At 35.3% G+C, this 21,719-nt stretch carries 24 protein-coding genes; 18 read left to right on the top strand and 6 right to left on the bottom strand.

Annotated features, from left to right (window positions below; all coding sequences use genetic code 11):
* Positions 1–290 precede the first annotated feature (290 nt).
* From AB674_RS10710 to AB674_RS10640, 15 genes are all read left to right on the top strand, one after another.
* Complete coding sequence (locus AB674_RS10710; RefSeq protein WP_047776454.1) at positions 291–479, top strand: hypothetical protein; 189 nt, start codon at positions 291–293, stop codon at positions 477–479.
* Between the two features lie 55 nt (positions 480–534).
* A complete protein-coding gene (locus tag AB674_RS10705; protein WP_047776453.1) occupies positions 535–2,235 on the top strand; it encodes a tetratricopeptide repeat-containing sensor histidine kinase in 1,701 nt (566 codons plus the stop codon).
* 7 nt (positions 2,236–2,242) lie between these two features.
* Positions 2,243–2,908, top strand: coding sequence for a response regulator (locus AB674_RS10700; protein WP_047776593.1), 666 nt, complete (start codon positions 2,243–2,245; stop codon positions 2,906–2,908).
* A 164-nt stretch (positions 2,909–3,072) separates the two neighbouring features.
* Positions 3,073–3,279: a hypothetical protein gene (locus AB674_RS10695; RefSeq protein ID WP_047776452.1), complete on the top strand. Its 207-nt coding sequence runs from the start codon at positions 3,073–3,075 to the stop codon at positions 3,277–3,279.
* 6 nt (positions 3,280–3,285) lie between these two features.
* The gene (locus tag AB674_RS23215) at positions 3,286–3,516 is read left to right on the top strand and encodes a DUF4236 domain-containing protein (RefSeq protein ID WP_047776450.1); all 231 of its coding nucleotides are present in this window, start codon (positions 3,286–3,288) and stop codon (positions 3,514–3,516) included.
* A gap of 2 nt (positions 3,517–3,518) precedes the next feature.
* Positions 3,519–3,848 (top strand): excalibur calcium-binding domain-containing protein, encoded by a 330-nt coding sequence (locus tag AB674_RS23075; RefSeq protein ID WP_117610309.1) that lies wholly within the window; start codon positions 3,519–3,521, stop codon positions 3,846–3,848.
* Between the two features lie 12 nt (positions 3,849–3,860).
* Positions 3,861–4,256, top strand: a complete 396-nt coding sequence (locus AB674_RS10680; RefSeq protein ID WP_047776448.1) for a TerB family tellurite resistance protein — start codon at positions 3,861–3,863, stop codon at positions 4,254–4,256.
* A 3-nt stretch (positions 4,257–4,259) separates the two neighbouring features.
* On the top strand, positions 4,260–5,528 hold the full coding sequence (locus tag AB674_RS10675) for an ABC transporter permease (protein WP_047776446.1): 1,269 nt from the start codon (positions 4,260–4,262) through the stop codon (positions 5,526–5,528).
* Positions 5,529–5,532: 4 nt separating this feature from the next.
* The gene (locus AB674_RS10670; RefSeq protein WP_047776445.1) at positions 5,533–6,432 is read left to right on the top strand and encodes a hypothetical protein; all 900 of its coding nucleotides are present in this window, start codon (positions 5,533–5,535) and stop codon (positions 6,430–6,432) included.
* Between the two features lie 187 nt (positions 6,433–6,619).
* On the top strand, positions 6,620–7,678 hold the full coding sequence (locus AB674_RS10665; RefSeq protein WP_047776443.1) for a type I restriction endonuclease: 1,059 nt from the start codon (positions 6,620–6,622) through the stop codon (positions 7,676–7,678).
* Between the two features lie 14 nt (positions 7,679–7,692).
* A complete protein-coding gene (locus AB674_RS10660; RefSeq protein ID WP_053004239.1) occupies positions 7,693–8,094 on the top strand; it encodes a hypothetical protein in 402 nt (133 codons plus the stop codon).
* A gap of 24 nt (positions 8,095–8,118) precedes the next feature.
* Positions 8,119–8,328: a hypothetical protein gene (locus AB674_RS10655; protein ID WP_047776442.1), complete on the top strand. Its 210-nt coding sequence runs from the start codon at positions 8,119–8,121 to the stop codon at positions 8,326–8,328.
* A gap of 302 nt (positions 8,329–8,630) precedes the next feature.
* Entirely contained in the window at positions 8,631–9,752 is a 1,122-nt protein-coding gene (locus tag AB674_RS10650) for a hypothetical protein (protein ID WP_047776440.1), read from the top strand.
* Positions 9,753–9,762: 10 nt separating this feature from the next.
* Positions 9,763–10,527 (top strand): porin family protein, encoded by a 765-nt coding sequence (locus tag AB674_RS10645; RefSeq protein WP_047776439.1) that lies wholly within the window; start codon positions 9,763–9,765, stop codon positions 10,525–10,527.
* 311 nt (positions 10,528–10,838) lie between these two features.
* The gene (locus AB674_RS10640; RefSeq protein WP_047776438.1) at positions 10,839–11,426 is read left to right on the top strand and encodes a DUF4142 domain-containing protein; all 588 of its coding nucleotides are present in this window, start codon (positions 10,839–10,841) and stop codon (positions 11,424–11,426) included.
* Between the two features lie 306 nt (positions 11,427–11,732).
* Here the strand turns inward: AB674_RS10640 and AB674_RS10635 are convergent, their stop codons facing one another.
* Together AB674_RS10635 and AB674_RS10630 are read right to left on the bottom strand one after the other, a co-directional pair.
* The gene (locus AB674_RS10635) at positions 11,733–12,134 is read right to left on the bottom strand and encodes a cupin domain-containing protein (RefSeq protein ID WP_047776436.1); all 402 of its coding nucleotides are present in this window, start codon (positions 12,132–12,134) and stop codon (positions 11,733–11,735) included.
* A gap of 243 nt (positions 12,135–12,377) precedes the next feature.
* The gene (locus AB674_RS10630; protein ID WP_047776435.1) at positions 12,378–13,250 is read right to left on the bottom strand and encodes a helix-turn-helix domain-containing protein; all 873 of its coding nucleotides are present in this window, start codon (positions 13,248–13,250) and stop codon (positions 12,378–12,380) included.
* 293 nt (positions 13,251–13,543) lie between these two features.
* Between AB674_RS10630 and AB674_RS10625 the strand changes: the two genes are divergently transcribed.
* Positions 13,544–13,921: a hypothetical protein gene (locus tag AB674_RS10625; RefSeq protein ID WP_047776433.1), complete on the top strand. Its 378-nt coding sequence runs from the start codon at positions 13,544–13,546 to the stop codon at positions 13,919–13,921.
* Between the two features lie 97 nt (positions 13,922–14,018).
* Here AB674_RS10625 and AB674_RS10620 read toward each other — a convergent pair whose 3' ends face one another.
* The gene (locus AB674_RS10620) at positions 14,019–14,513 is read right to left on the bottom strand and encodes a TlpA family protein disulfide reductase (protein ID WP_047776432.1); all 495 of its coding nucleotides are present in this window, start codon (positions 14,511–14,513) and stop codon (positions 14,019–14,021) included.
* 471 nt (positions 14,514–14,984) lie between these two features.
* Here AB674_RS10620 and AB674_RS10615 point away from each other — a divergent pair, with 471 nt between their 5' ends.
* Together AB674_RS10615 and AB674_RS10610 are read left to right on the top strand one after the other, a co-directional pair.
* Complete coding sequence (locus AB674_RS10615; RefSeq protein WP_047776431.1) at positions 14,985–15,284, top strand: ArsR/SmtB family transcription factor; 300 nt, start codon at positions 14,985–14,987, stop codon at positions 15,282–15,284.
* Between the two features lie 6 nt (positions 15,285–15,290).
* On the top strand, positions 15,291–16,397 hold the full coding sequence (locus AB674_RS10610) for an NADH:flavin oxidoreductase (RefSeq protein ID WP_047776429.1): 1,107 nt from the start codon (positions 15,291–15,293) through the stop codon (positions 16,395–16,397).
* Between the two features lie 513 nt (positions 16,398–16,910).
* Here AB674_RS10610 and AB674_RS10605 read toward each other — a convergent pair.
* The 3 genes from AB674_RS10605 to AB674_RS10595 all read right to left on the bottom strand — a co-directional run bounded on the left by AB674_RS10605 (position 16,911) and on the right by AB674_RS10595 (position 21,324).
* Positions 16,911–18,053: an acyltransferase family protein gene (locus AB674_RS10605; protein ID WP_047776427.1), complete on the bottom strand. Its 1,143-nt coding sequence runs from the start codon at positions 18,051–18,053 to the stop codon at positions 16,911–16,913.
* Between the two features lie 244 nt (positions 18,054–18,297).
* Positions 18,298–18,954, bottom strand: coding sequence for a DUF1349 domain-containing protein (locus AB674_RS10600; protein ID WP_047776426.1), 657 nt, complete (start codon positions 18,952–18,954; stop codon positions 18,298–18,300).
* A gap of 153 nt (positions 18,955–19,107) precedes the next feature.
* Entirely contained in the window at positions 19,108–21,324 is a 2,217-nt protein-coding gene (locus AB674_RS10595; protein WP_047776424.1) for a glycoside hydrolase family 3 C-terminal domain-containing protein, read from the bottom strand.
* Positions 21,325–21,719 lie beyond the last annotated feature (395 nt).

Genomic DNA, 21,719 nt, shown 5'->3' with positions numbered 1-21,719 from the left:
TCTTAAACATTGTAGGAATTCCGGGAATTCCTTATCAATGCAGGCTCATAAACGCAGTTCCTTTGTGAAAGAAATTAGTTATCGATTTGATCTGCAGGTCAAAAACAAATGTACAAAACTAGTTCAATTAAAGAGTGCGGAAAACCGTAAGACGGACTTTATCTGGGAAGTATAAATAAAATCATACTGTTCTACGCACTCCACTTCCCAACCTCAATTGGTATTGCTTTAACAAGATCCGGACAGAATCCGGACGGCCATACCCATGTTCATTTTTAAAATTTAATATCATGAAAAAATTAATATACTTGGGAACATTTGCACTATTGACTACTACATTATTTTCTTGCACAGCTGACGACTATGAAACAGCCGACAAAAAAACAGATCTAAAAAAAGAAAATCTAAAATATGAAACACAAGCAACTGATGAAGGTCCCGGAGATGAGCCGATTCCAATCAAGCCACCAAAAAAATAATAAGTTAAAGTAGTTCGTTTACTATTAATTACTAAATTCGGGGAAAGTAACTTTCATGCTACGATCCCCGTTTTTTTGTTTATTTATTTTTATAATTTTCCTTTCCTGTAAAGAAAAAACAACCGTTTCAATACAACCGGACTCTCGTAAAAAAGAAGCTCATTCTTTGCGGGAAAAAGCACTGAATTACCTTGATAACAAAAAATTCAATAGTGCATTTTACTACTTCAATAAATCAAAAATACTTTTTGAGTCCATAAAAGACAGCTCTAATATTACTTATAATCTTGTTATGATGGCGTCTATTCAACAAATAAACGGCGATTATTATGGTAGTAAAGAGACATTGACAGAGGCTTTACCTTTTATTAGAAAAGACTATAATTATTCGGCTTCAATTAATAATTATTTCGGAATTGCTGATAAGGAACTTTCTTTATACGATGATGCTGTTTATTATTATAAGGAAGCTTTAAAAAATGCCTCGGGAAAAGTAATACAGCAAGCCCCGTTAAACAATATTGCAGTTGTTTACATTAAACAGAAAAAATACGACAGCGCAATAACTGTACTGGAATCCATCTTAGACACAAAAGTGCTGGAAGATTCTAAATTTATAAAAGGAAAAGCCAGAGTTCTTGACAATCTGGGATATGCCTATTTTAAAAAAGGAGTCAATGACAAAGGGCTTCAACTAATGAATAAAAGTCTGGAACTCCGAAAACAAATCGATGATTCTTATGGGAGTATTGAAAGTTACCTTCATTTAGCGGAATATTTTGCTGAAACTGATCGTCAAAAATCTAATCAATATGCCCAAAGTGCTTATGCGATAGCGACAAAATTTAATAGTATTGATGAGCGTCTCAAAGCTTTATCCTTACTAATATCAAATGATGCCGATACAAAATATGCTCAAAAGTATATTACATTAAACGATAGTATCATCAAGATCCGAAACAACTTTAAAAATAAGTTTGCCAAAATCAAATACGATTCCAAAAAAGAAAAAGACGAAAACCAGAAACTTCGTTTAGAAAAAGCAGAGGATTTAGTGTCCTTACAAAAAGCAGAATATCAAAAATTTGTACTCCTGATCATTTTTGCTCTTCTCATACCACTTGTGATCGTATACAGAAGGTACTATCTGAACAAACACAGAATAGAAAAAATTCAGACTTCTTATGATACGGAGAAGCGAATTTCAAAAAAAATCCATGACGAATTAGCGAATGATGTCTTTCATGCCATCACTTTCGCAGAAACACAACCTTTAGCAACGCCAAACACCAAAGAAAATCTACTTCAAAAATTAGACGATATTTATGCCCGTGTGAGAGGGATTTCGAGAGAAAATAATGATATCGACACCGGTACAAATTATTCGGCAACCTTAAAAGAGATGCTCTCTACTTATAACAGCAGTACCACAAATGTCATTGTAAACAATATCGAAAAAATAAACTGGGAAGCGGTTGACGAAATTAAAAAAGTTACTATTTATCGTGTTTTACAGGAATTGATGGTGAATATGAAAAAACACAGTCAGGCCCCTGTGGTAATGGTAAAATTTGACAGTAACGCAAAAGCACTGCTTATTGATTATGTAGATAAGGGAAAAGGATGCACAAAAGAAAAAATCATCAAAAATGGTTTGCAGAATATGGAAAACCGTATTCTGACTATAAAAGGAACTATTATTTTTGACACTGAACCTGACAATGGATTCAGAGTTAAAATATCAACGCCAAAATAAACTTTATATGTTTAAAAAAGTAATAATTGCTGAGGATTTGGATAGCATCAATTTAGGAATCGAGCAAGCCCTTGATGATTTAGGCATTATCAATTATCAACATGCTAAATATTGTGATGATGCTTTTCTAAAAATACGAAAAGCGGTTCAGGACAACGAACCTTATGATTTACTAATTAGTGATTTGTCTTTCAAAACTGATCATCGTGAAGTAAAAATTGCCAATGGTGATGAACTCATACAGGAGGTTCGCAATTTACAACCTCATATTAAGATCATTGCCTACTCTGTCGAAGACAAAGGCTATCGCATAAAATCACTTTTTGATAAATCCGGAATCGATGGCTTTGTATTGAAAGGCAGAAATAGCATTGAAGAATTAAAGAAAGCAATTCATTTAGTGTTGTCCAACCAACAGTACATTTCGCCGGATATTGCTTCTGCAATTAAGGAAAATAACAATTACGAAATAGATGATTTTGATGTGTTAGTCATAAAACATTTGTCTTTGGGAACCCCACAAGACGATTTTACTGAAACTTTTAAAGAATTGGGGATAAAGCCAAACAGCAAAAGCACCATCGAAAAAAGAATCTCAAAACTAAAAGACTTTTTTAAGGCCAATAATACGATTCATCTAGTTTCTATTGCCAAAGATATGGGGATTATTTAAGTCTTTTAATAGTCCGCACCATCATTTATCAAGCTCCTTCGGGGGCTTTTTTTATGGTTCGATTTTAAATTCTTATGGTTTACGGTTTTCCATAAAATACTGATTTCTATTGGGTTTACATTTGAATAATTAAAAATCAAACTATTAATTAAACCTGAAAAATTATGAAAAATTATTACGTAAACAAAAATGCACAAGAAAGTAAAGATCATGAAGTCCATACAAGCGATTGCAGCCATTTACCAATTTCTGCCAATAGAAAATACTTAGGTGAATATGCTTCCTGTGAACCAGCCATTATCGAAGCAAAGAAAACCTATCCTCAATCCAATGGCTGCAAAATCTGCTGTCTTGATTGTCATACCAATTAAACTGCCATGGGATTTCGATTTCAAAAGAGAATAAAACTCGGAGGTGGGCTCGGCATAAACCTAAGTCAATCCGGCATTTCTCCAAGTTTAAGAACAAAAATGGGGACGTTTAGCAAGAATAGCTATTCGGTTAAGACGGGAATACCTGGGCTAAGATATCAAAATAGCGGTTGTATGGTACTTATTGCTTTTACAGGATTTACAACACTTTTAATTTACACACTAAAACATTTATAACTATGGGATATAGAAAAGCATATTTTAAAAAAGATGGAACTTATGTTCAGGGACATTATACTAATAACAGATCCAAATCTTTTTCGAATAAAAATAACGGATGTCTGATATTATTTTTAGCACTATTGCTATTAGGATTGCCAATGGCATGTTCAGATTCGTCCTCATCAGAAAAAACAGATACAACAGCAAAAAACAACTGTCCCACTAAAACTTGTGGTGATTTTACAACTCAGGCACAAGCACAAGCAACTTTTAATAGTAATAAAAGCTGTTACAAGAATCTCGATGCGGACGGAGACGGAATTGCTTGCGAAAACTTATCTAAATAAACAGTACAAAACATGATGACACTAGAACTAAAAAGCCATTTTTTGAGATTGTATCAAATGGCATTATCCGATGATCAATTTGACGTATTAGAACTTCAAATGCTATATCATTTTGCTGATGAACGAGGAATTCCACGAGAGGAATTAGATAAACTTTTCCTGAACCCGATAAATTCCGAACTAATTATACCGGAGACACTAAACACACGCATAGAGTACTTATATGATCTTGCACGAATCATATGGGCTGACGGAAAAGTTACCGATGACGAACTAAATATGCTGAAAAAGTATTGCAGGAAATTTCATTTTCTGGACGAAAACATTGAGGAACTCTCTAGTTACCTTATTGATTGCGTTCAGAAAAACATTCAAAAAGAAGAAATCATTAGTCAATTAAACACTTAGATCATGAAATCACTTACCCAACTGTTCAGCATAAAAAAAACGGAAGATTCTTCAGTCGAAACTATTGATGAAAACGAAGAAGACAGAGAACAAATCAGAATTACGTATTATCAAAGCGGGTTTGCAGCATCTATAAAAGCGACCGGCAAGCCAATCGTTCTAAAAGCATGTTTACAAAATCTTTATATGAGTTTTGAAGATCAATGCCGGAAACAAAAACTCGAACAGGATAAACTAAAACAGCCTTATCGCGAAGAACAGGAGAAAAACAGAACAGAACTTAAAAAATGCGAGGCGGCAATTGGCATTTATGAAAAAAAAGAACTGGATATCGATGCTACTGTTGATCAAATAAAAAATGAAATTATCGAAGTAAAACGTAATCCTGATAAATACGGTATTGAGGATGGAAAGGGCTTGAAAGCCCAGTTTTACATCGGATTATTTTTGCTCCTGCCCATTACACTTTATGTACTGGTTTTTTACATTTCTGCTTCTTATTCTGCCTTTTTTAAAGAATTTTCAAATGATAGTTTAACTGCCGCCATTTTTGATGCCGATGCCTTGACCAATTCCTTTAAAGCAAGCTGGTTAGAAGGCGTTTTGGTTGTTACCATCCCATTTGTTTTTATGGGGTTAGGTTATGTAATTCATATGGTACAAAAAGGAAAAGGCATTAAAAATACCTTCAGGATGATTGCTTTATTCCTTACCACCTTTTTATTTGATGCCTTATTGGCTTACCAAATCGAGAAAAAGATTTACGAATTTAATAAAACAACAGATTCTGCTCCTTACAATCTAAATATTGCATTGGGAGAAGCCGAATTCTGGATGATCATATTCGCCGGATTTGTAGTATATATCATCTGGGGACTTGTTTTTGATTTTGTCATGAAGGAGTTTGAAAACATAGATAAAATCAGAGCTTTCGTAAGAGGTAAAAAGGAAAAACTTATCGATTTAGAAAAACTAAAAACAGACTACATCAATAAAACAAATGATTTCAAACAACAGCTAATTGCCATAACCGGGAAAATATCAGAACTACAGTCTAAAATCGACGGATTTGTATTCCCTGTCAAAGAATACCTGCACTACCATCATCAGTACAAAGAAGGATGGTTTCAGGCAATAAATACCGAAATCGCTTTGGCTCATAAAGAAAAAACAGAACTGCTGGAAAACTGTGAACTTCATTCCGAAGAACATCTTAGTAAATTAAACTTAGTAGATCCTGACTTTCAGCATTTGGTCTATTCTAAAAACTAATTCTATGAACAACCTTATAAAAACATTCGTCCTGTTACTAGTATTGGTTTCTGCATTTTCGTGTAAACAGGATTCTGATACAACTCATGAAGAAATACTATCTAAAAACACAGTCGCAGAAAATTATAACATTAGTATACTTTTGGATTTGTCTGACAGAATTAGTCTTCAGAAGAATCCAAATCCAACAATGGAATACTATCAAAGGGATTTGGGATACATAAAATGGGTTTCAGAAGCTTTTACCCAACATTTAAAATCCAAAAGAATAAGACAGATTAAGGACAAAATGCAATTGTTTTTTAATCCTGAACCTCAAGATCCGGACATTAATTCAATTTCTCAAAAGTTGAAAATTACGATTGATAAAAATAATGCTTCAAAGGAGTTATTGAATTCAATAAACTCAAATTACGCTTTACAAACCTCAAAAATTTATAATTCGGCTATAAAAGACAACAATTTTATTGGCTCGGATATATGGAGTTTTTTTGATTCAAAAGTGAAAGATCAGTGTATCGAAAATGGAGACCGTAATATACTGGTCATATTAACCGATGGTTATATGTATTATGAAAGTACTAAAATGAAAGAAGGCAATCGCACCTCTTTTATTACACCGGAACTGATCAAAAAAAATAGTCTGAACACAAAAGACTGGGAGGAAAAAGTACAAAATGGCGATTTTGGTTTTATCAAAGCCAATGACGACCTGTCAAATTTGGAAGTTTTGGTTTTAGGAATTAATCCCAGTCGTGCGAATCCTTACGAAGAAAAAGTCATAAAAGCCTATTGGACCAAATGGTTTACTGAAATGAAAGTAAAACGTTTTGAAATTAAAAATGCCGATTTACCATCAAACATGGAAAAAATCATCAAAAACTTTATACTGGAAAAGCAGTAATCTTTTTACTTCCAACTAAAAGAAAATTATTAATTCGTTTCGCAAAGAGGATTTTATCGATCCTCTTTTTGCTATATAACACTCCCCTAAATATAAAAAAAATCAGTTTACGGTTTTCCATAAACTACTGATTTTTATTGGGTTTACATTTGAATAAATAATCAAAGTATTACTAAACTACACAATTATGGAAATTAACATTCAACTTAAAGCATTAGCAGATAAAATTATACTGCTAAAAGATAAAATTGAAACAGAAGAGTCAACCAAACATGCTTTTGTTTTACCTTTTATAAACATATTGGGTTATGACACTTTTAATCCGACAGAAGTTGTTCCTGAATTTACTGCCGATCTGGGCTTGAAAAAGGGAGAAAAAGTAGATTATGCGATTTTTCAGGATGGTGCTCCCATTCTTATCATCGAATGCAAGAGCTGGAAAGAAAAACTAACGATTCATAATTCTCAGTTATTCCGCTATTTTCATGTTACTAAAACACGATTTGCCCTTTTAACGAATGGAATTACCTATCAGTTTTTTACCGATTTGGATGAAAAAAATAAAATGGATGAAAAACCATTTCTGGAATTTGATATCACAAGTTTAAAAGAGAATGTAATAAACGAGATCATTAAATTTCACAAGTCCAATTTTGATGTGAATAAAATCGTAAACAATGCCAGTTTACTTAAATACACCACCGAAATCAAAAAACAAATCGACAATGAATTACAAAACCCTTCCAATGAATTTATAAAACTATTTGCTAATAAAGTATATGCCGGAAGATTAACCGAAAAAGTGGTGGATGAATTTAAAGATCTTGTTCAAAAAGGGTTTAATCAATTTATCAGCGAAAAGATAAACGACCGTCTAAACGCCGCAATTAATAAAGAAAACCAAAAGCAAAAAGAAGAATCCGAAGAGATTGTCATTCCCGAAGATACCAAAATTATTACCAGTGAGGAAGAACTGGAAGGCTACAGAATTGTTGTGGCCATATTGAGACGAAAACTTCCCACAAACCGCATTGTCTATCGTGATACGCAATCCTATTTTGGAGTGCTGCTTGATGATAATAACCGTAAACCGATTTGCAGATTGCATCTTAACGGAGGTAAAAAATACATCAGTCTTTTTAATGACAATAAAAGCGAAATTCGTCAACCCATACAAACTATAGATGATGTATATTTATTTGAAAAAGAACTGTTAGAAACTATTGAGAGTTACGAACTGGCTTAAATTCAGGTATAACTATGATTAAAAATATACTCTTAGTATTGCTATCAACACTAGTCAGTTGCAAAAAAGCCACTCCCCCACAAAAAATAAATTCCTTCTATCAAGAAGTCGTTACAGCCGATGATCGAAAAACTATTACGCCCGAAGAAGCAAAAACCTATCAGGTAAACACCAGACATCAGTACGAATACCGAACGGGTACACCAACTCATTACGAGTATAACTATGATGTAAAAGGGGTAAATTCGAAAGGAGATTCCGTACATGGGAATATTAATGTTCAAGGAAAATACGGAGCCGGAATACTCCTTTTTGATACCATCGCGGATATTGAAATTAAAACAGAGTGGATTTCCCGTGGAAAACTAAAAGCAACTGACAATCAAAAAAATGAATACCTCTTACTAGTCGATTAAAACCCTAACCCCAAATCTCATCAAATGAAACATGCCATTATCCTGCTCTTTGTCATTTTTGCTTCTTTTCGTCCGCTGGAAACCAAAGTATATATCTGTGGGCCTGTAGGAGCAAAAAAATACCATTACACCGAAAATTGTCGTGGATTAACCGCCTGTCGGCATGAAATTACAAAAGTACCAGTTTCTAAAGCTCAGGGCTACGGATTAACACTTTGCGGTTGGGAAGATTAATTTTTCAACGTTATTACCCCATAAGGACAAAAGAAGCTTTCTCTTTTGTCTTTTTTACTTTAAACCCACATTCTATTCATTTTCAACACATTATTCCTATTATAAAAACTCATCTTATTGAAAATAATATAAAATTGGTAAGAAAAATTATTTAACTTTAACACTAATTAACATATTAGCCCCATTCAATCCTTTAAAATAATCCATTTATACTACCACAATTCTAAAAAAGAACCACAAAGAATATTAGTACCTATTTATTTTACGCAGTTTGATTAATTAATTTTAAAAACACTAAGCCAATGAAATGCAATACACTACTATCCGCTTTTTTATTATTCTTTAGCATTCAAATTTTCGGACAGGTATATACTGATAAAATTGTTGGAGAAAAAAACCAGGAACTTAAAGACAGTCTCAAAGTCGAAAAATACCCTTACGCCCTACCCATATGGGGAGAAAAAGTAGCCCAAAAAGGGTATAAACTACCCTATTCTGCAGGGCTTTCTGTAAATTACTTCTGGCAGGAGTCAGATATTATTATCAATAGCTTAGAAGTGGGATTCAATAATGGCCCCTTATACAATCTGGACGAGATTATACGTTTTGATAAATCTTCTGTTGTGGCCAGTTCTGTTACGATCCGACCAGATGTATGGCTGCTTCCCTTTCTGAATGTGTATGGTATCTTTGGGAAAGCCAATACCGCGACCAAAATAAATGCCGGTGTCTGGGTTCCGGATGCCGATAATAACTGGTCTGAAGTTGTCAGTTTTAAAACCCAACAGCATTTTAACGCCACTACATTTGGAATTGGTATGACTCCCACAATAGGTATTGGTGGTGGCTGGCTGGCTCTTGATATGAATATGGCCTGGACCGATATTAGTGCTTTAGATAAACCTGCCTTCTCCTATATTTTTGGACCGCGATTGGGTAAAACTTTCAAATTTCACAAAGAAGATCAAAACATTGCGGTATGGGTTGGTGGATTTAGAGTACATATTTCCGGTGATACCAACGGAAACCTAGCTTTATCTGATGTAATCCCTCTGGAAGGTGCTCAGGAAAAAGTAGATAACGGTTTGGCAAAAGTGTCCGAAAATCAAACAAAAGTTGATAATTGGTGGGGGGCATTAACACCTACGCAACAAAAAAATCCGGCCAATATTGCCAAACACAATACCGCAAACAGAGCCTTAGAATCTGCCGGAAACATTTTGACAACCTTGGACGGCGCTTTAAGTACCGCTGGTTCTTCAACTGTACAATACTCGCTTCAGAAAGCCCCTAAAGATATGTGGAACTTTATTGTTGGAACTCAATTTCAATATAATAAACACTTTATGCTCCGATTAGAGACTGGCTTTTTAGGCAGCCGCACCCAGGTTTTATGCGGTCTGCAATATCGTTTTGGACTTTAACTTCAACTGTATGAAAAAAGGATTAGTACTACTCGTTTTATTATTTAGTATGGCTCCGGTACATTCTCAGGTTTTAATCTCTCTGATCTTTGGAGACAAACTCAACTCCCCTTTTCTGGAGTTTGGTTTAGAAGGAGGTGTCAATTTTTCGACAATCTCTAACCTGGATACTTCAGGAACAGAGCCCGGTTTTAATCTAGGTTTTTATTTTGATATCCGATCCAAAAAAAATCCGGCCTGGATGATCAACACCGGAGTAATTGTAAAATCTCCCATGGGCGCACACGGATTGCCGGTCTATTCCTTAAACGATGAAAACCTGGATAAAACTTTTGCTAATGGAAGTGTTGATCGGGAAATTCGGTATTTTAATGTTCCTATTTTAATCAAGTACCAACTTAAAAACGGCATCTATTTCAAAGCCGGACCACAATTGGGTTTATTAGCAAAAGCCTTTGATAAATTCCATCAGGAATACGACAAAGAGGATGTTGTCTACAAAAAAAACATCCGCGACCAGATTCATGTCATTGACGCCGGCATCGCTATTGGCACCGGTTATCATATGAAGGTTGGAAATGGTTTAAACCTAACCGTTCAATATTACTACGGATTGGTTCCGGTTATGAAAAATGATATCAACCCAAATTCATACAACAGATCGCTTTATGTAACAGCCGGATTACCTATCGGGAAAGGAAAAGCGGCTCAAAAAAGAGCTCAAAAAGAGGAAGAATTAAACAAAATTCCACTTCCGGAAGAAGTAAAACCTTAATCTTTCCAAATTAAATTCAGGCCAACCATCCATCTATAAATGTCATGTAGCATTGGACGCGGATTATGCGGATTTGCAATAGCAAAAACGCTGACAAAAACGGATTTTTATATTGAAAGGCCAAAAATAATCGATTAAACATTTCATCCCTCTTTTTTCATAATTAACATTGAAAGCATAACTCCTGCTTTTATACGATTGATCCATAAAACTACTAAAAAGAGAAATCCTGTAACATTATCTATAAATGCTGTAAGATATTTTTTAAGATTCTGAATAGTTTTACAGTATAACATTTAAAACATACCATTATGAAAAAGTTAGCACTGGCAGTAAAAGTAATTTTTGGCGCGGGATTAATCCTGATATTTCTAAATTCCTGCAAAAACGAACCGAAACAAGAAGACCCTAAAGAGGCCGCTGAAGATACAAATGAGGCCAAATTTGACTCCATTGAAGATAAACAGGATGACTCCGAATTTTTAGTAGATATTACGGAGGTAAATTTGGCTGAAATTGAAATCGGAAAACTGGCTCAAACCAAAAGTACCAATGCAGAAGTAAAAAAACTGGGAAAAATGCTTGTTGACCAACATACCAAATCTGCTTCTGAAGTAAGCGCTTTGGCGAAAACCAAAAACTTCACTATTCCAACTTCTTTAACCGAAGAGGGTCAGGAAGCATACAATAAATTAAACGAAAAATCTGGTGTTGATTTTGATAAAAAATTCGCAGATATGATGATCGATGGTCATGAAAAAGCAATTAATGAACTACGAAAAGCCTCTGAGAGTGCAAAAGATCAAGACATAAAACTTTGGGCTTCTAAAAGTATTGCCGGTTTAACGGTACATTTGGAGCATGCCAAAATGCTTAAACAAGGTTTAGATAAAAAATAAGGTAAGTTTCTAAGGTACTAAGATGCTAAGTTTCTAAGTTTAACGTTTGCTGTTTTTTCTTAGAAACTTAGAAACTTAGAAACTTTATTCAAAACTATTGTATTCTTCGTCGGTTACACTTGCTAACCAGACTCAAAACTTTGGGCATCTAAAAGTATTGCCGGTTTAACGGTACATTTGGAGCATGCCAAAATGCTTAAACAAGGTTTAGATAAAAAATAAGATAAGTTTCTAAGGTACTGAGATGCTAAGTTTCTAAGTTTAACGTTTGCTGTTTTTTCTTAGAAACTTAGTGCCTTAGAAACTTTATTCAAAACTATTGTATTCTTCGTCGGTTACACTTGCTAACCAGACTCCTTTACCTTTATCAATTTCTGTGATAATTGTGATATGAGAATATCGGCTATTCGGCGTTGCACCGTACCAATGCTCTACTCCGGGCAATACGGTAATGACCTGACCTTTCTGAATCGTTTGTATTCTTTTACCCCTTTCCTGATAATAACCAACTCCGGCTGTAGCTATAAACAACTGCAAACTTGAATTGATATGCCAGTTGGATCTTGAACCCGGTTCAAAAGCAACATCTTTTATCATTGTATTTCTTGGGTGAATAGCGCTGGTTTGTTTTTTATAAGAAACATCACCAGTCATATAAATATTGGAAACTTTTCCTTCTTCCGTGACGGTACTATATTTTGTTGACATAAATTAGGTATTAAAGGGTTTCTTTTTAAATATTCAAAAACTATTGGATGCTGGTCTGTCACTCTTCAGTCCCGATTTATCCGCGGTGTTATTATTAAAAAGCAATCCGTTATTGAAAACTGCGCTTTAACCGACCACTAAGGACTTGTAAATGAGTATTACGATTAATCGAACACAAATTTACTTTAGTAAAGTTACTCCGAATAATAAAAATCAAACAAAAAATTAAGAATATCAAACAATTTACCCCCTAAGTGATTTCGGAATCGTTCCAGTAAGTCTTTTAAAATAATTATTGAAGTAACTCGGGTATTCAAATCCCAACGAATATCCGATATCTGCAATACTCCAATCGGTGTGTTGCAGTAATGCTTTTGCCTCACTGATAATTCGTTCTGTAATATGGGCTGTGGTAGGTTTTCCCGTGATTTCCTTTACTGAACGATTTAAATGATTTACGTGAACAGCCAAATTTTGTGCATAATCTTGCGGTGTCTTTAAGATAAGCGGCTGGTTTTTAGTCTCAATCGGAAATTGTCTTTCTAAAAGTTCTAAAAATAAAGCCGTTATTCTGGAAGACGCATTTTTATGTTTATAGAAATTTTCCGAAGGCTGCATTTTCATGGATTCATGAATAATCAGATTGATATAATTTCGGATTAAGTCGTCTTTAAAAACATAATCCGTATCCTGTTCTTCAATCATTTTCTGAAAAAGAGACGTTACAAATACCTTTTGTTCAGCCGATAAATAAAAAATCGGAGTTCCGCTGATTTTAAACAACGGACATTCATGAAGACTTTCTGAACGATCGTTTACCTTTAGAAACTCCTCTGTAAAAACACAGGCAAAACCATGATAAGAAGGAGACAATACTTCCCAAGAATAAGGAATATGCGGATTCCCGAAAAACAAAATAGTTCCGTCGGTTTCAATCCCTCTGTCGGCATATTGTATGATATTCTGACCGGTAGTAATACAGATCTTGTAAAAATCTCTTCGATTATAAATGGGTATGGCACTACAATCGCTCCCCACCTCATACACCTTAAATCCCTTCAGTTTCAAGTCGGAAGCAGCAAAATCAACAGTTTCAGAAATAAGGGTTTCCTTCATGCGTCAAAGTTATGAAATTCAAACAGATATTTGCTTCTTGGAAAGGTGAAAAGATTTTAGATTGTAGATTTTGGGATTTGGTTTTTTGATTTGGAATTTGGAATTTGGAATTTGGAATTTGAGAATTGGAATTTGAGAATTGGGATTTAACCCCCTTAAATCACTAGTATTCTTCAAGTTCCATCTATAATTATTGGGTTTTAAAAAATTTAGAATCATTCTATCTGCCCTTATTTGTCAAATCTTATTCAATTAACTTAATTTTACTTACAAATAGATAAATTGTATGAATTATGAGTGTTATAAAAGATGTAGACACGTTTCATAGCACCCTGAAAAGCATCGATCAGAAGATTAATACGCTGAATGATGAAAAAATAGTTGCTTTTTTTGAGTCGCTTGGACTAAATGAAAGAGAAGATATCCCTAAAGATTTCCTCCAATGGGAAACCATACTTATCATTGTTCCAGACCGCCATGTGTCTAATGAACTAAAATCCTATAAGTACTCGATTTCAAGGCTTGCCTTTGTTACCAACCCGTACGCCAGCCAGATTCATATTCTTGATTTTCAGGAATGGAAAAACAGTACCCGAAGTAAAACACAGTTTCAAATCAGAGAAATGCTGAAAACCAATTTTGGAGGGGTCAAAAAAACACCGAACGATTAATTAAATTCCAAATCTCAAATTCCAAATTCCAAATTCCAATCTTATACGTTAAAATTGGAATTTGGAATTTGGAATTTGAGATTTGGAATTTTCACCACTATTGTGTTGTTACCAGGCTTTTGACCATTTCATTCAATGCATTTCCGTGGATGTTCTTCGCTAATACGACTCCGTTTTTATCCAGTAAAACATTAAATGGTAAAGCCTGAATCATATAATCACCCACAACAGGAGAGCTCCAGTACCTTATGTCGCTAACCTGAGACCAAGGTTGTTTTAATTTCGCAACCATTGCCACCCAATTCGCTTTTTTATTGTCTAAAGAAACACCATAGATAGAAAGTTTATCCGGATACGTATTATAAAGCTTTAGTAATTCCGGTTGTTCTTTTAGACATGGTCCACACCAGGTTGCCCAAAAGTCAACTAAAACCAATCCGCCTCTTAAAGACGAAAGTGCGATTGTCGTTCCTTTGGTGTCCGGAAGGTCAATTTCGGGTGCAATATCTCCTACATCAGTTCCAACAACTTGTGCATTGACATGGATTAGAGCAAAGAATACGAAGGCTAAAATAAAGTAGTTTTTTTTCATAGGTAATTGTGTTTATCAGATAAATTTGGGACTATCTTCTTTTGTATCATTTTTAATTCAAAATCTTTCGTATTCCATACTAATTGGCTTAGTGAAAGAATTAGCTATTTTGCATTTCTGGGTGTGAAATTTTTAACCATATAAGTTATATAAGTTCATTTAAACTAAACTTTATTATTGGAACGCTCACTTATCTATCTGTTCTCTTATTCTATTGTCAAAATAATCCAAATAAATCTGCTAAATCTGCGTGATAAATTCACCTCAAAGTAAGTCAAAAAACCTGTATTCTGGCGGTTTGCCGGGAATAACAATAAAAGACCTAAAACAAAACAAATATAATGACTTCCTGAAATATTTCAATACCTCCTTCAAAATTTAAGCTTCTAATATCCCCCTGCTCCATCTTAAAGTTATGCTAAATATTTTTCGTTAAACAGATATATCGGGAAAAGTCGATATCTTTGTTGCATGGAACATATCGAAATATTCAAGGCATTGTCTAATAAATCCAGATTACAAATGCTGGAATGGTTGAAAGAACCTGAAATAAACTTCCCGGGCCAAATCACTGCAGGATTTGAACATGGCGTTTGTGTTGGGCAGATACAAGCCAAGGCAGGCCTGACGCAATCAACAGTTTCTGAATATTTGTCGATTTTGCAACGTGCCGGTTTTATCGAATCTAAACGCGTTGGACAATGGACATACTACAAACGCAACGAAGGTGCCTTTGAAGCACTCAGTAAAATAATTAAATCTAATTTATAAATTACTATGAGTACAAATAGTTTATTTACTCCCTTTCACTTAAAAACTTTAAGTCTTAAAAATAGAATCGTAATGGCGCCAATGACGCGCTCTTTTTCGCCTAACGGAATCCCAACTAACGACGTAGCTTCTTACTACCAAAAAAGAGCGGAAGGCGAAGTTGGATTAATATTGTCTGAAGGAACTGTAATAAACAGAGCTTCTTCCTCAAATGATGCCAATGTACCTCGTTTTCATGGGGATGAAGCGCTGCAAGGCTGGAAAAAGGTCATCGATGAAGTTCATGCAGCCGGAGGACAAATGGGGCCTCAAATCTGGCATATGGGAATTATGGACAACCACCATTCGGGATGGGTTCCTCCTACTCCTTTTGAAGGACCATCAGGATTAAACCGACCTGATTTTAGTAACGGAAATGCAATGTCTGAAAAAGATATTGAGGATACAATAATCGCTTTTGGAAAAGCCGCTGCAGATGCCAAAAGATTAGGTTTTGATACTATCGAAATTCACGGCGCTCACGGTTATTTAATCGATCAGTTCTTTAGAGCCGAAACCAATTTGCGTACCGATGGTTATGGTGGAAAAACATTGCCGGAACGCAACCGTTTTGCTATAGAAGTAATTAAAGAAATCAGAAAGCAAGTTGGAGAAGATTTCGCAGTTATAATGAGATTTTCTCAATTTAAACCTTCTGATTACAATTATAAACTGGCCAAAAACCCTCAGGAAATGGAAGCCTGGCTTACTCCTCTTGTGGATGCCGGTGTAGATATCTTACACTGTTCACAACGCCGTTTCTGGGAACCTGAGTTTGAAAATTCTGATTTGAACTTTGCGGGTTGGGCTAAGAAAATTACAGGTAAACCAACCATTACAGTAGGTTCTGTTGGATTATCGGGAGATTTCTTTGGTGCTTTTGCCGGCGAAAGTTCTCAACCAACTTCATTAGAAGAATTAAACAGACGTTTCGATAGAGGCGATTTTGATTTGGTTGCGGTTGGAAGACCTCTTTTATCTGACCCGAATTGGGTGGCGAAAATCAAAGCAGGAAAAACAGATCAATTGAAAGGTTTTAGTAAAGAAGCTTTAGGACAATTGGTTTTGGAGTAATTTATTTTCCGAATTTATTGCGGCAATTTTAACCGCAAGGTACGCAAAGTTTAATTATAGCAGTATGACTCCTTTTTAATTTCACATCTAATTTTTTTTCACGCAGATTTAGCAGATTGAACAGATTTTTTAAGAGGTGAATAGATCAGCCTAATCTGCTAAATCTGCGTGAAAAAGAAAATCTTTGCAAACCTTTACTTTATTTAATCACAAAGTAAAGACAAGGTACGCAAGGATTTGTGCAAGGGTAGCAAGGTTTAGTTGTAGCTTACTACCTTCTCTATGACGATTTGATTTTAGAATAATTTTTCTTTCTACTATCTATTTTACAGTTAATTACAGCATTTTATATACTCCTGCAAGGTCTTTTTTGACCTTGTAGGTTTTTAATAATTAATAACTCTAATTTATACCTACAAGGTCAAAAATGACCTTGTAGGAAATGGGTAAAACTTAGATTTTATCTTTCTACTTATCTGTAACTAACAAAATCACAAATGAAACTTTTATCTTTTATAAAACAGGCACACTCCTTTTTTGAAATTTCTTCTGCAACCAATTCCTAACCGGTTCATCGTATAATTTCAAACAGGCATAAGCCAATACGATACTGGCAATCAAAACTCCGATTCCCAACATATAACCGTTTTTTAAAGCAACTTTATTATCTACAACCCAAGCTGTATACCAATAAATAAGCGGATAATGTGTAATGTAAATCGGGTATGAAATAGCACCCAAAAGTTTACAGATTTTCAATGAAAACGGATTTTTTAACTCTCCTCCGGCTCCAATAGAGACAATTAAAGGAAATAATAAAATAACACAAACGGATTCATAGATCCCATTCATCCATAAAGTATTTTCGTCTCCAATTCTTGGGATGGCTAATACTATCGTGATCAACAAACTACAGATCCAGAATGCTCCTTTTATGTGAATTAATTTTCCCAAACGGGAAAGTAAAACTCCGGCAAAAAACGGATACAATAAGCGGGTAAAACCAATATTCATTTGTTCCAGGTTTAAAGACCAGCCACCAATCACATCCCCTTTTGGTCCAAAAACAGTATAATTGATAAACATTCCGGCAAATATCACAACAAATAGTGTCATCACTTTATTTGAAAATCTGCGAAAGAGTACCGCGTAGAGTATATTGGCAATATATTCAAAAAACAAAGACCAGGCCGGCCCGTTGAGCGGATGCATTTCGCCCCAACCTCTAATTTCTGCTGATGGTGTCAACGGAATTAAGGTAAATCCAACAAACATCACCAGAATCAGTTTCCAAACCGGCATAGTTGCAATTTGCGGAAATAAAACATCTGAAGCCTGAAAATAATACAATGCGGCTCCAATGATCATTCCCATAATGACCATAGGTTGCAAACGAATTAAACGTCGTTTGTAAAACTCCCATTGAGTCATCTTTTCCCAGCGATCGTCGTACGCATAAGCAACGACAAAACCCGATAAAAGAAAAAAGAAATCCACAGCCAGATAACCGTGATTGATCATTTGTATAAAACGATTCCCGCCTGAGAAAGTTTCAAAAATGTGAAAAGCAACTACTAAAATTGCCGCAACACCGCGCAATCCGTCAAGAATCTCGTAATGCTTTTTGGGTTTGATAACTGATGAATCTGAACTCATAAAATATTTTGGTGGTTAAAAGGTTAGTTTTGGTTTAATCTAAAATACTAAAAATTTCAAGTAGAGCGATTTTATCTTTTTAACGCATCAAGACATCGTTTTGTAACCCAAAAAACATCTCAATAATTTAAACAATCAGAACGAAACAAAGTTTCGCGTTAAAATTCCACATCCAAAAGTAAAACAAAACCCATTCGGAATTTGGATTTTGGAATTTGGAATTTGGAATTTGAATTTTAACCTCTTATTTATTAGAATTTTGCCTGTTAAGCCATTCCGTCCTACGCTGATCCGGCAGCTGTTTTACCGTAAAATTTTCAAATTTAGCTTCAAAACCTTTTCCGTCAGGAGATGCTGCCATCAAGCCTACCATCACAGGTGTATTGTCTTGTAGCGGTGCATTTCGGGTCATGGTATAGGTTTTATCGTCGTACGAGAAAAACACTTCAATCGCGTCTAAACGGCGTACTACTTTTATCCAAACAAAGGGTAGTGCTTTGTCTAAAGTTGTAACACTCCAATCGCTTTTATCATGCGTTACAACGGTGCTGATATTAAACTTTCCGTCCACAAATTCAACTCCGGTTTTGATGTAGTTTTTTTCATCAACGCGAATCATTAATCCCATTTGGTCAAAACGGGCTTTATAATCTCCGGTAAGTTTTACTTTTGCCTCAAATTCCCCACCATAATTCGCATAATAAAACGGGGCATCGTCTACCGTAAATCCGTAATGCGAAATACGCCAGTAATCACTATTGGCCGTAACATTCATTAGCAAAGCATTATTCTTAATTTCCCATTTTTCGGGTTCATTAAACCATTGCATTTTGTTAAGACTTTGCGCAGAAAGATTTTGCAACAAAAGAAAAACTCCTGTCAGTAATACTATTCGTTTCATGCTGTACTTTTTAAATTATTATTATTTTAAATAAAACCTTTCCTATTTCACATTCAACATCTCACATTCCCACAAGTAGTCGATTAAAAAAAAGCTGCAACTTTTTACCATTGCAGCTTTACAAACCAACCAAAGTTTAGAAATTAATAGAAATTATTGAAGCGAGAAACTCACTTTAGATTTTATATCCACTGCCGAGGCTCCAATTATAGCTTCGAAAGCTCCTGGTTCAGCCACCCAGTCGTGTTTTTTATCATCAAAAAAGCTTAAAGCCGTTTTATCTACTGTAAACGTTATTGTTTTCTCTTCTCCCCCTTTAAGCGAAATTTTCTCGAAACCTTTCAATTCCTTAATCGGACGAGGCAAAGACGATTTCAAATCACTGATATAGAGCTGAACGACTTCAGATCCTTCTCTGCTTCCTGTATTTTTTACTTTTACGGAAAACGTGATCTGATCTCCGGCTGTCATTTGTTTTTTGTCGGCTGTCACTTTCCCATATTCAAAAGTAGTGTAGCTTAAACCATGTCCGAAAGCAAATAAGGGTTTTGCTTTTTGCTTGTCTGCCCAACGGTATCCGACAAAAATGCTTTCTTTATAGATTACCTCATCGCCACCCGGAAATTCTCCTAAAGCATGAGCACCATTATCCGATAATTTTACCGGAAAAGTAAAAGTCAGTTTCCCCGAAGGATTTACATCTCCTACTAAAACAGCTGCCAAAGCATTTCCGGCCTCGGTACCTAAAAACCATCCCTGAACAATTCCGGGAACTTCTTTTACCCACGGCATCGCTACAGCATTACCTGAAATATTTATAAAAACGATTTTTTTATTTACTTTAAGCAATTCAGAAATCAATTGATCCTGATGGTACGGAAGTCCTAGTTCTGTTCGATCATGTCCTTCTGCATCCTGATGATCACTTTTGTTCAAACCTCCAAAAAACAATACAATATCGGCGTCTTTTGCCACCTTCAAGGCTTCGGCAGTCAACTCTTCTTGGGAACGTTTGTCCTCTAAGCTAACTTTTGCAACTACGCCGTTGTACTTACTGGTTGGGTCTCCCACATAACCACGGGCGTATACAATTTCGGCTTGTGAACCTACTCTTTTCTTCAAACCGTCTAAAGGTAAAACTTCGTATTTCGCTTTAAGCGAAGAACTTCCCCCGCCAACGGTCATCATTTTGATCGCATTTTCTCCGATTACCGCAATTTTTTTGGTTTTAGAAAGATCGATTGGCAAAACATTATTTTTGTTTTGAAGTAATACAATTCCTTCTTCGGCGATTTTTAACCCGGCATCTGCATGTTCTTTTGTTCCGAAAGAGCCGAAAGGTCTTTCTTTATTCATAGTGGTTAAGAAAGACAAACGTAAAATACGACGTACTTTATCATCTAGTTCTTTAGTTCCTACTTCGCCATTTTTGATCATGTTTGAGTAAGGTTTTCCTAAATAATAGTTGTCGTAAGCATTACTTGTTCCCCACGAAAGTCCGTTTGTCCACGAGCCGAACTCCATGTCCAAACCATTGTGAATGGCTTGTTTGGTATCATGAACTCCTCCCCAATCGGAAATTACAACGCCTTTGAAACCCCATTCACCACGAAGAATATCATTCAATAAAAACTCATTATGACAGCAGAATTGTCCTTTGTATTTATTGTAAGAACCCATTATCGCCCAGGCATCACCTTCTTGAACGGCAGCTTTAAAAGCGGGTAAATAAATTTCATACAAAGCACGATCATCAACAATTACGTTTACAGCATTACGGTTGGTCTCCTGATTGTTTAAGGCGAAATGTTTGACACAGGCCGCAACTCCATTAGACTGAACTCCTTTGATATAAGGAACTACCATTTTTGAAGTCAGAAAAGGATCTTCACCCATATATTCGAAGTTACGACCGTTTAATGGCGTTCTGTAGATGTTTACACCTGGACCTAACAATACATTTTTATTGCGGAAACGGGCTTCTTCTCCAATTGATTTCCCGTATAATGCAGCTAATTCCTTATTCCAGGTAGCTGAAAGAGCGGTAAGTGCAGGAAAAGCAATACAGGAGTCATTTGTCCAGCCGGCCTGATCCCACTCGTCCCATAAAACCTCTGTACGAATTCCGTGTGGTCCGTCTGTCATCCAGTTTTCAGGAATTCCTAAACGAGGAACGCCGGGCGAACTAAACTTAGACTGGGCATGAATCATGGCAATTTTCTCGTCGGTAGTCATTCGCAGAAGCGCATCTTCTACGCGTTCCTGAATCGGCTTTTTATCATCCAGATAAACCGGAACTTTATTTTGCGCTTGAAGTCCTAATGAACTCCATAAAACTAAAACAACAATTGTCTTAACGTTTTTAAACATAATTATTAATTTATTAAAGCATTTACTTTGGTCAGGAGGCTCTTTTGGTCTGCCGGTTATTGTTGTTTTAACACATCAAGGCATAGACTTACTAAGCTTAAAATAGACATTTTATTCCGAATAAATCGCATAAGGCTGTTTGGAAAAATTGTGATTTTCTTGAAGCGTCTTAGATGGTCAATTCTAAATTTATCTTTCTATGTGATAAGATAGTATGTGACACCATTACACCCAACGCATTCTTTTAAAAAGTGTCTTTTAATACTATTGTAAAGCTAAAACGTTATAGTAAACGTTACATTTCTAAACGAAAAAAAGTAGTGATTTAAAAAATTAAAATACTAACAAACAACAAGTTAACAAGTTAATAAGCCAAAAAAAAGTAGTGCTTTTAA

Source organism: Flavobacterium sp. ABG (assembly GCF_001027725.1).
Taxonomy (GTDB): Bacteria; Bacteroidota; Bacteroidia; order Flavobacteriales; family Flavobacteriaceae; genus Flavobacterium; species Flavobacterium cupriresistens.
This window is presented reverse-complemented; position numbering and strand designations above follow the sequence as displayed.

What these genes read in the sequence shown, in the direction of transcription:
- AB674_RS10710 (WP_047776454.1), top strand. Translation starts at nt 291, where the DNA reads ATGAAAAAATTAATATACTTGGGAACATTTGCACTATTGACTACTACA.
- AB674_RS10705 (WP_047776453.1), top strand. Translation starts at nt 535, where the DNA reads ATGCTACGATCCCCGTTTTTTTGTTTATTTATTTTTATAATTTTCCTT.
- AB674_RS10700 (WP_047776593.1), top strand. Translation starts at nt 2,243, where the DNA reads ATGTTTAAAAAAGTAATAATTGCTGAGGATTTGGATAGCATCAATTTA.
- AB674_RS10695 (WP_047776452.1), top strand. Translation starts at nt 3,073, where the DNA reads ATGAAAAATTATTACGTAAACAAAAATGCACAAGAAAGTAAAGATCAT.
- AB674_RS23215 (WP_047776450.1), top strand. Translation starts at nt 3,286, where the DNA reads ATGGGATTTCGATTTCAAAAGAGAATAAAACTCGGAGGTGGGCTCGGC.
- AB674_RS23075 (WP_117610309.1), top strand. Translation starts at nt 3,519, where the DNA reads ATGGGATATAGAAAAGCATATTTTAAAAAAGATGGAACTTATGTTCAG.
- AB674_RS10680 (WP_047776448.1), top strand. Translation starts at nt 3,861, where the DNA reads ATGATGACACTAGAACTAAAAAGCCATTTTTTGAGATTGTATCAAATG.
- AB674_RS10675 (WP_047776446.1), top strand. Translation starts at nt 4,260, where the DNA reads ATGAAATCACTTACCCAACTGTTCAGCATAAAAAAAACGGAAGATTCT.
- AB674_RS10670 (WP_047776445.1), top strand. Translation starts at nt 5,533, where the DNA reads ATGAACAACCTTATAAAAACATTCGTCCTGTTACTAGTATTGGTTTCT.
- AB674_RS10665 (WP_047776443.1), top strand. Translation starts at nt 6,620, where the DNA reads ATGGAAATTAACATTCAACTTAAAGCATTAGCAGATAAAATTATACTG.
- AB674_RS10660 (WP_053004239.1), top strand. Translation starts at nt 7,693, where the DNA reads ATGATTAAAAATATACTCTTAGTATTGCTATCAACACTAGTCAGTTGC.
- AB674_RS10655 (WP_047776442.1), top strand. Translation starts at nt 8,119, where the DNA reads ATGAAACATGCCATTATCCTGCTCTTTGTCATTTTTGCTTCTTTTCGT.
- AB674_RS10650 (WP_047776440.1), top strand. Translation starts at nt 8,631, where the DNA reads ATGAAATGCAATACACTACTATCCGCTTTTTTATTATTCTTTAGCATT.
- AB674_RS10645 (WP_047776439.1), top strand. Translation starts at nt 9,763, where the DNA reads ATGAAAAAAGGATTAGTACTACTCGTTTTATTATTTAGTATGGCTCCG.
- AB674_RS10640 (WP_047776438.1), top strand. Translation starts at nt 10,839, where the DNA reads ATGAAAAAGTTAGCACTGGCAGTAAAAGTAATTTTTGGCGCGGGATTA.
- AB674_RS10635 (WP_047776436.1), bottom strand. Translation starts at nt 12,134, where the DNA reads ATGTCAACAAAATATAGTACCGTCACGGAAGAAGGAAAAGTTTCCAAT.
- AB674_RS10630 (WP_047776435.1), bottom strand. Translation starts at nt 13,250, where the DNA reads ATGAAGGAAACCCTTATTTCTGAAACTGTTGATTTTGCTGCTTCCGAC.
- AB674_RS10625 (WP_047776433.1), top strand. Translation starts at nt 13,544, where the DNA reads ATGAGTGTTATAAAAGATGTAGACACGTTTCATAGCACCCTGAAAAGC.
- AB674_RS10620 (WP_047776432.1), bottom strand. Translation starts at nt 14,513, where the DNA reads ATGAAAAAAAACTACTTTATTTTAGCCTTCGTATTCTTTGCTCTAATC.
- AB674_RS10615 (WP_047776431.1), top strand. Translation starts at nt 14,985, where the DNA reads ATGGAACATATCGAAATATTCAAGGCATTGTCTAATAAATCCAGATTA.
- AB674_RS10610 (WP_047776429.1), top strand. Translation starts at nt 15,291, where the DNA reads ATGAGTACAAATAGTTTATTTACTCCCTTTCACTTAAAAACTTTAAGT.
- AB674_RS10605 (WP_047776427.1), bottom strand. Translation starts at nt 18,053, where the DNA reads ATGAGTTCAGATTCATCAGTTATCAAACCCAAAAAGCATTACGAGATT.
- AB674_RS10600 (WP_047776426.1), bottom strand. Translation starts at nt 18,954, where the DNA reads ATGAAACGAATAGTATTACTGACAGGAGTTTTTCTTTTGTTGCAAAAT.
- AB674_RS10595 (WP_047776424.1), bottom strand. Translation starts at nt 21,324, where the DNA reads ATGTTTAAAAACGTTAAGACAATTGTTGTTTTAGTTTTATGGAGTTCA.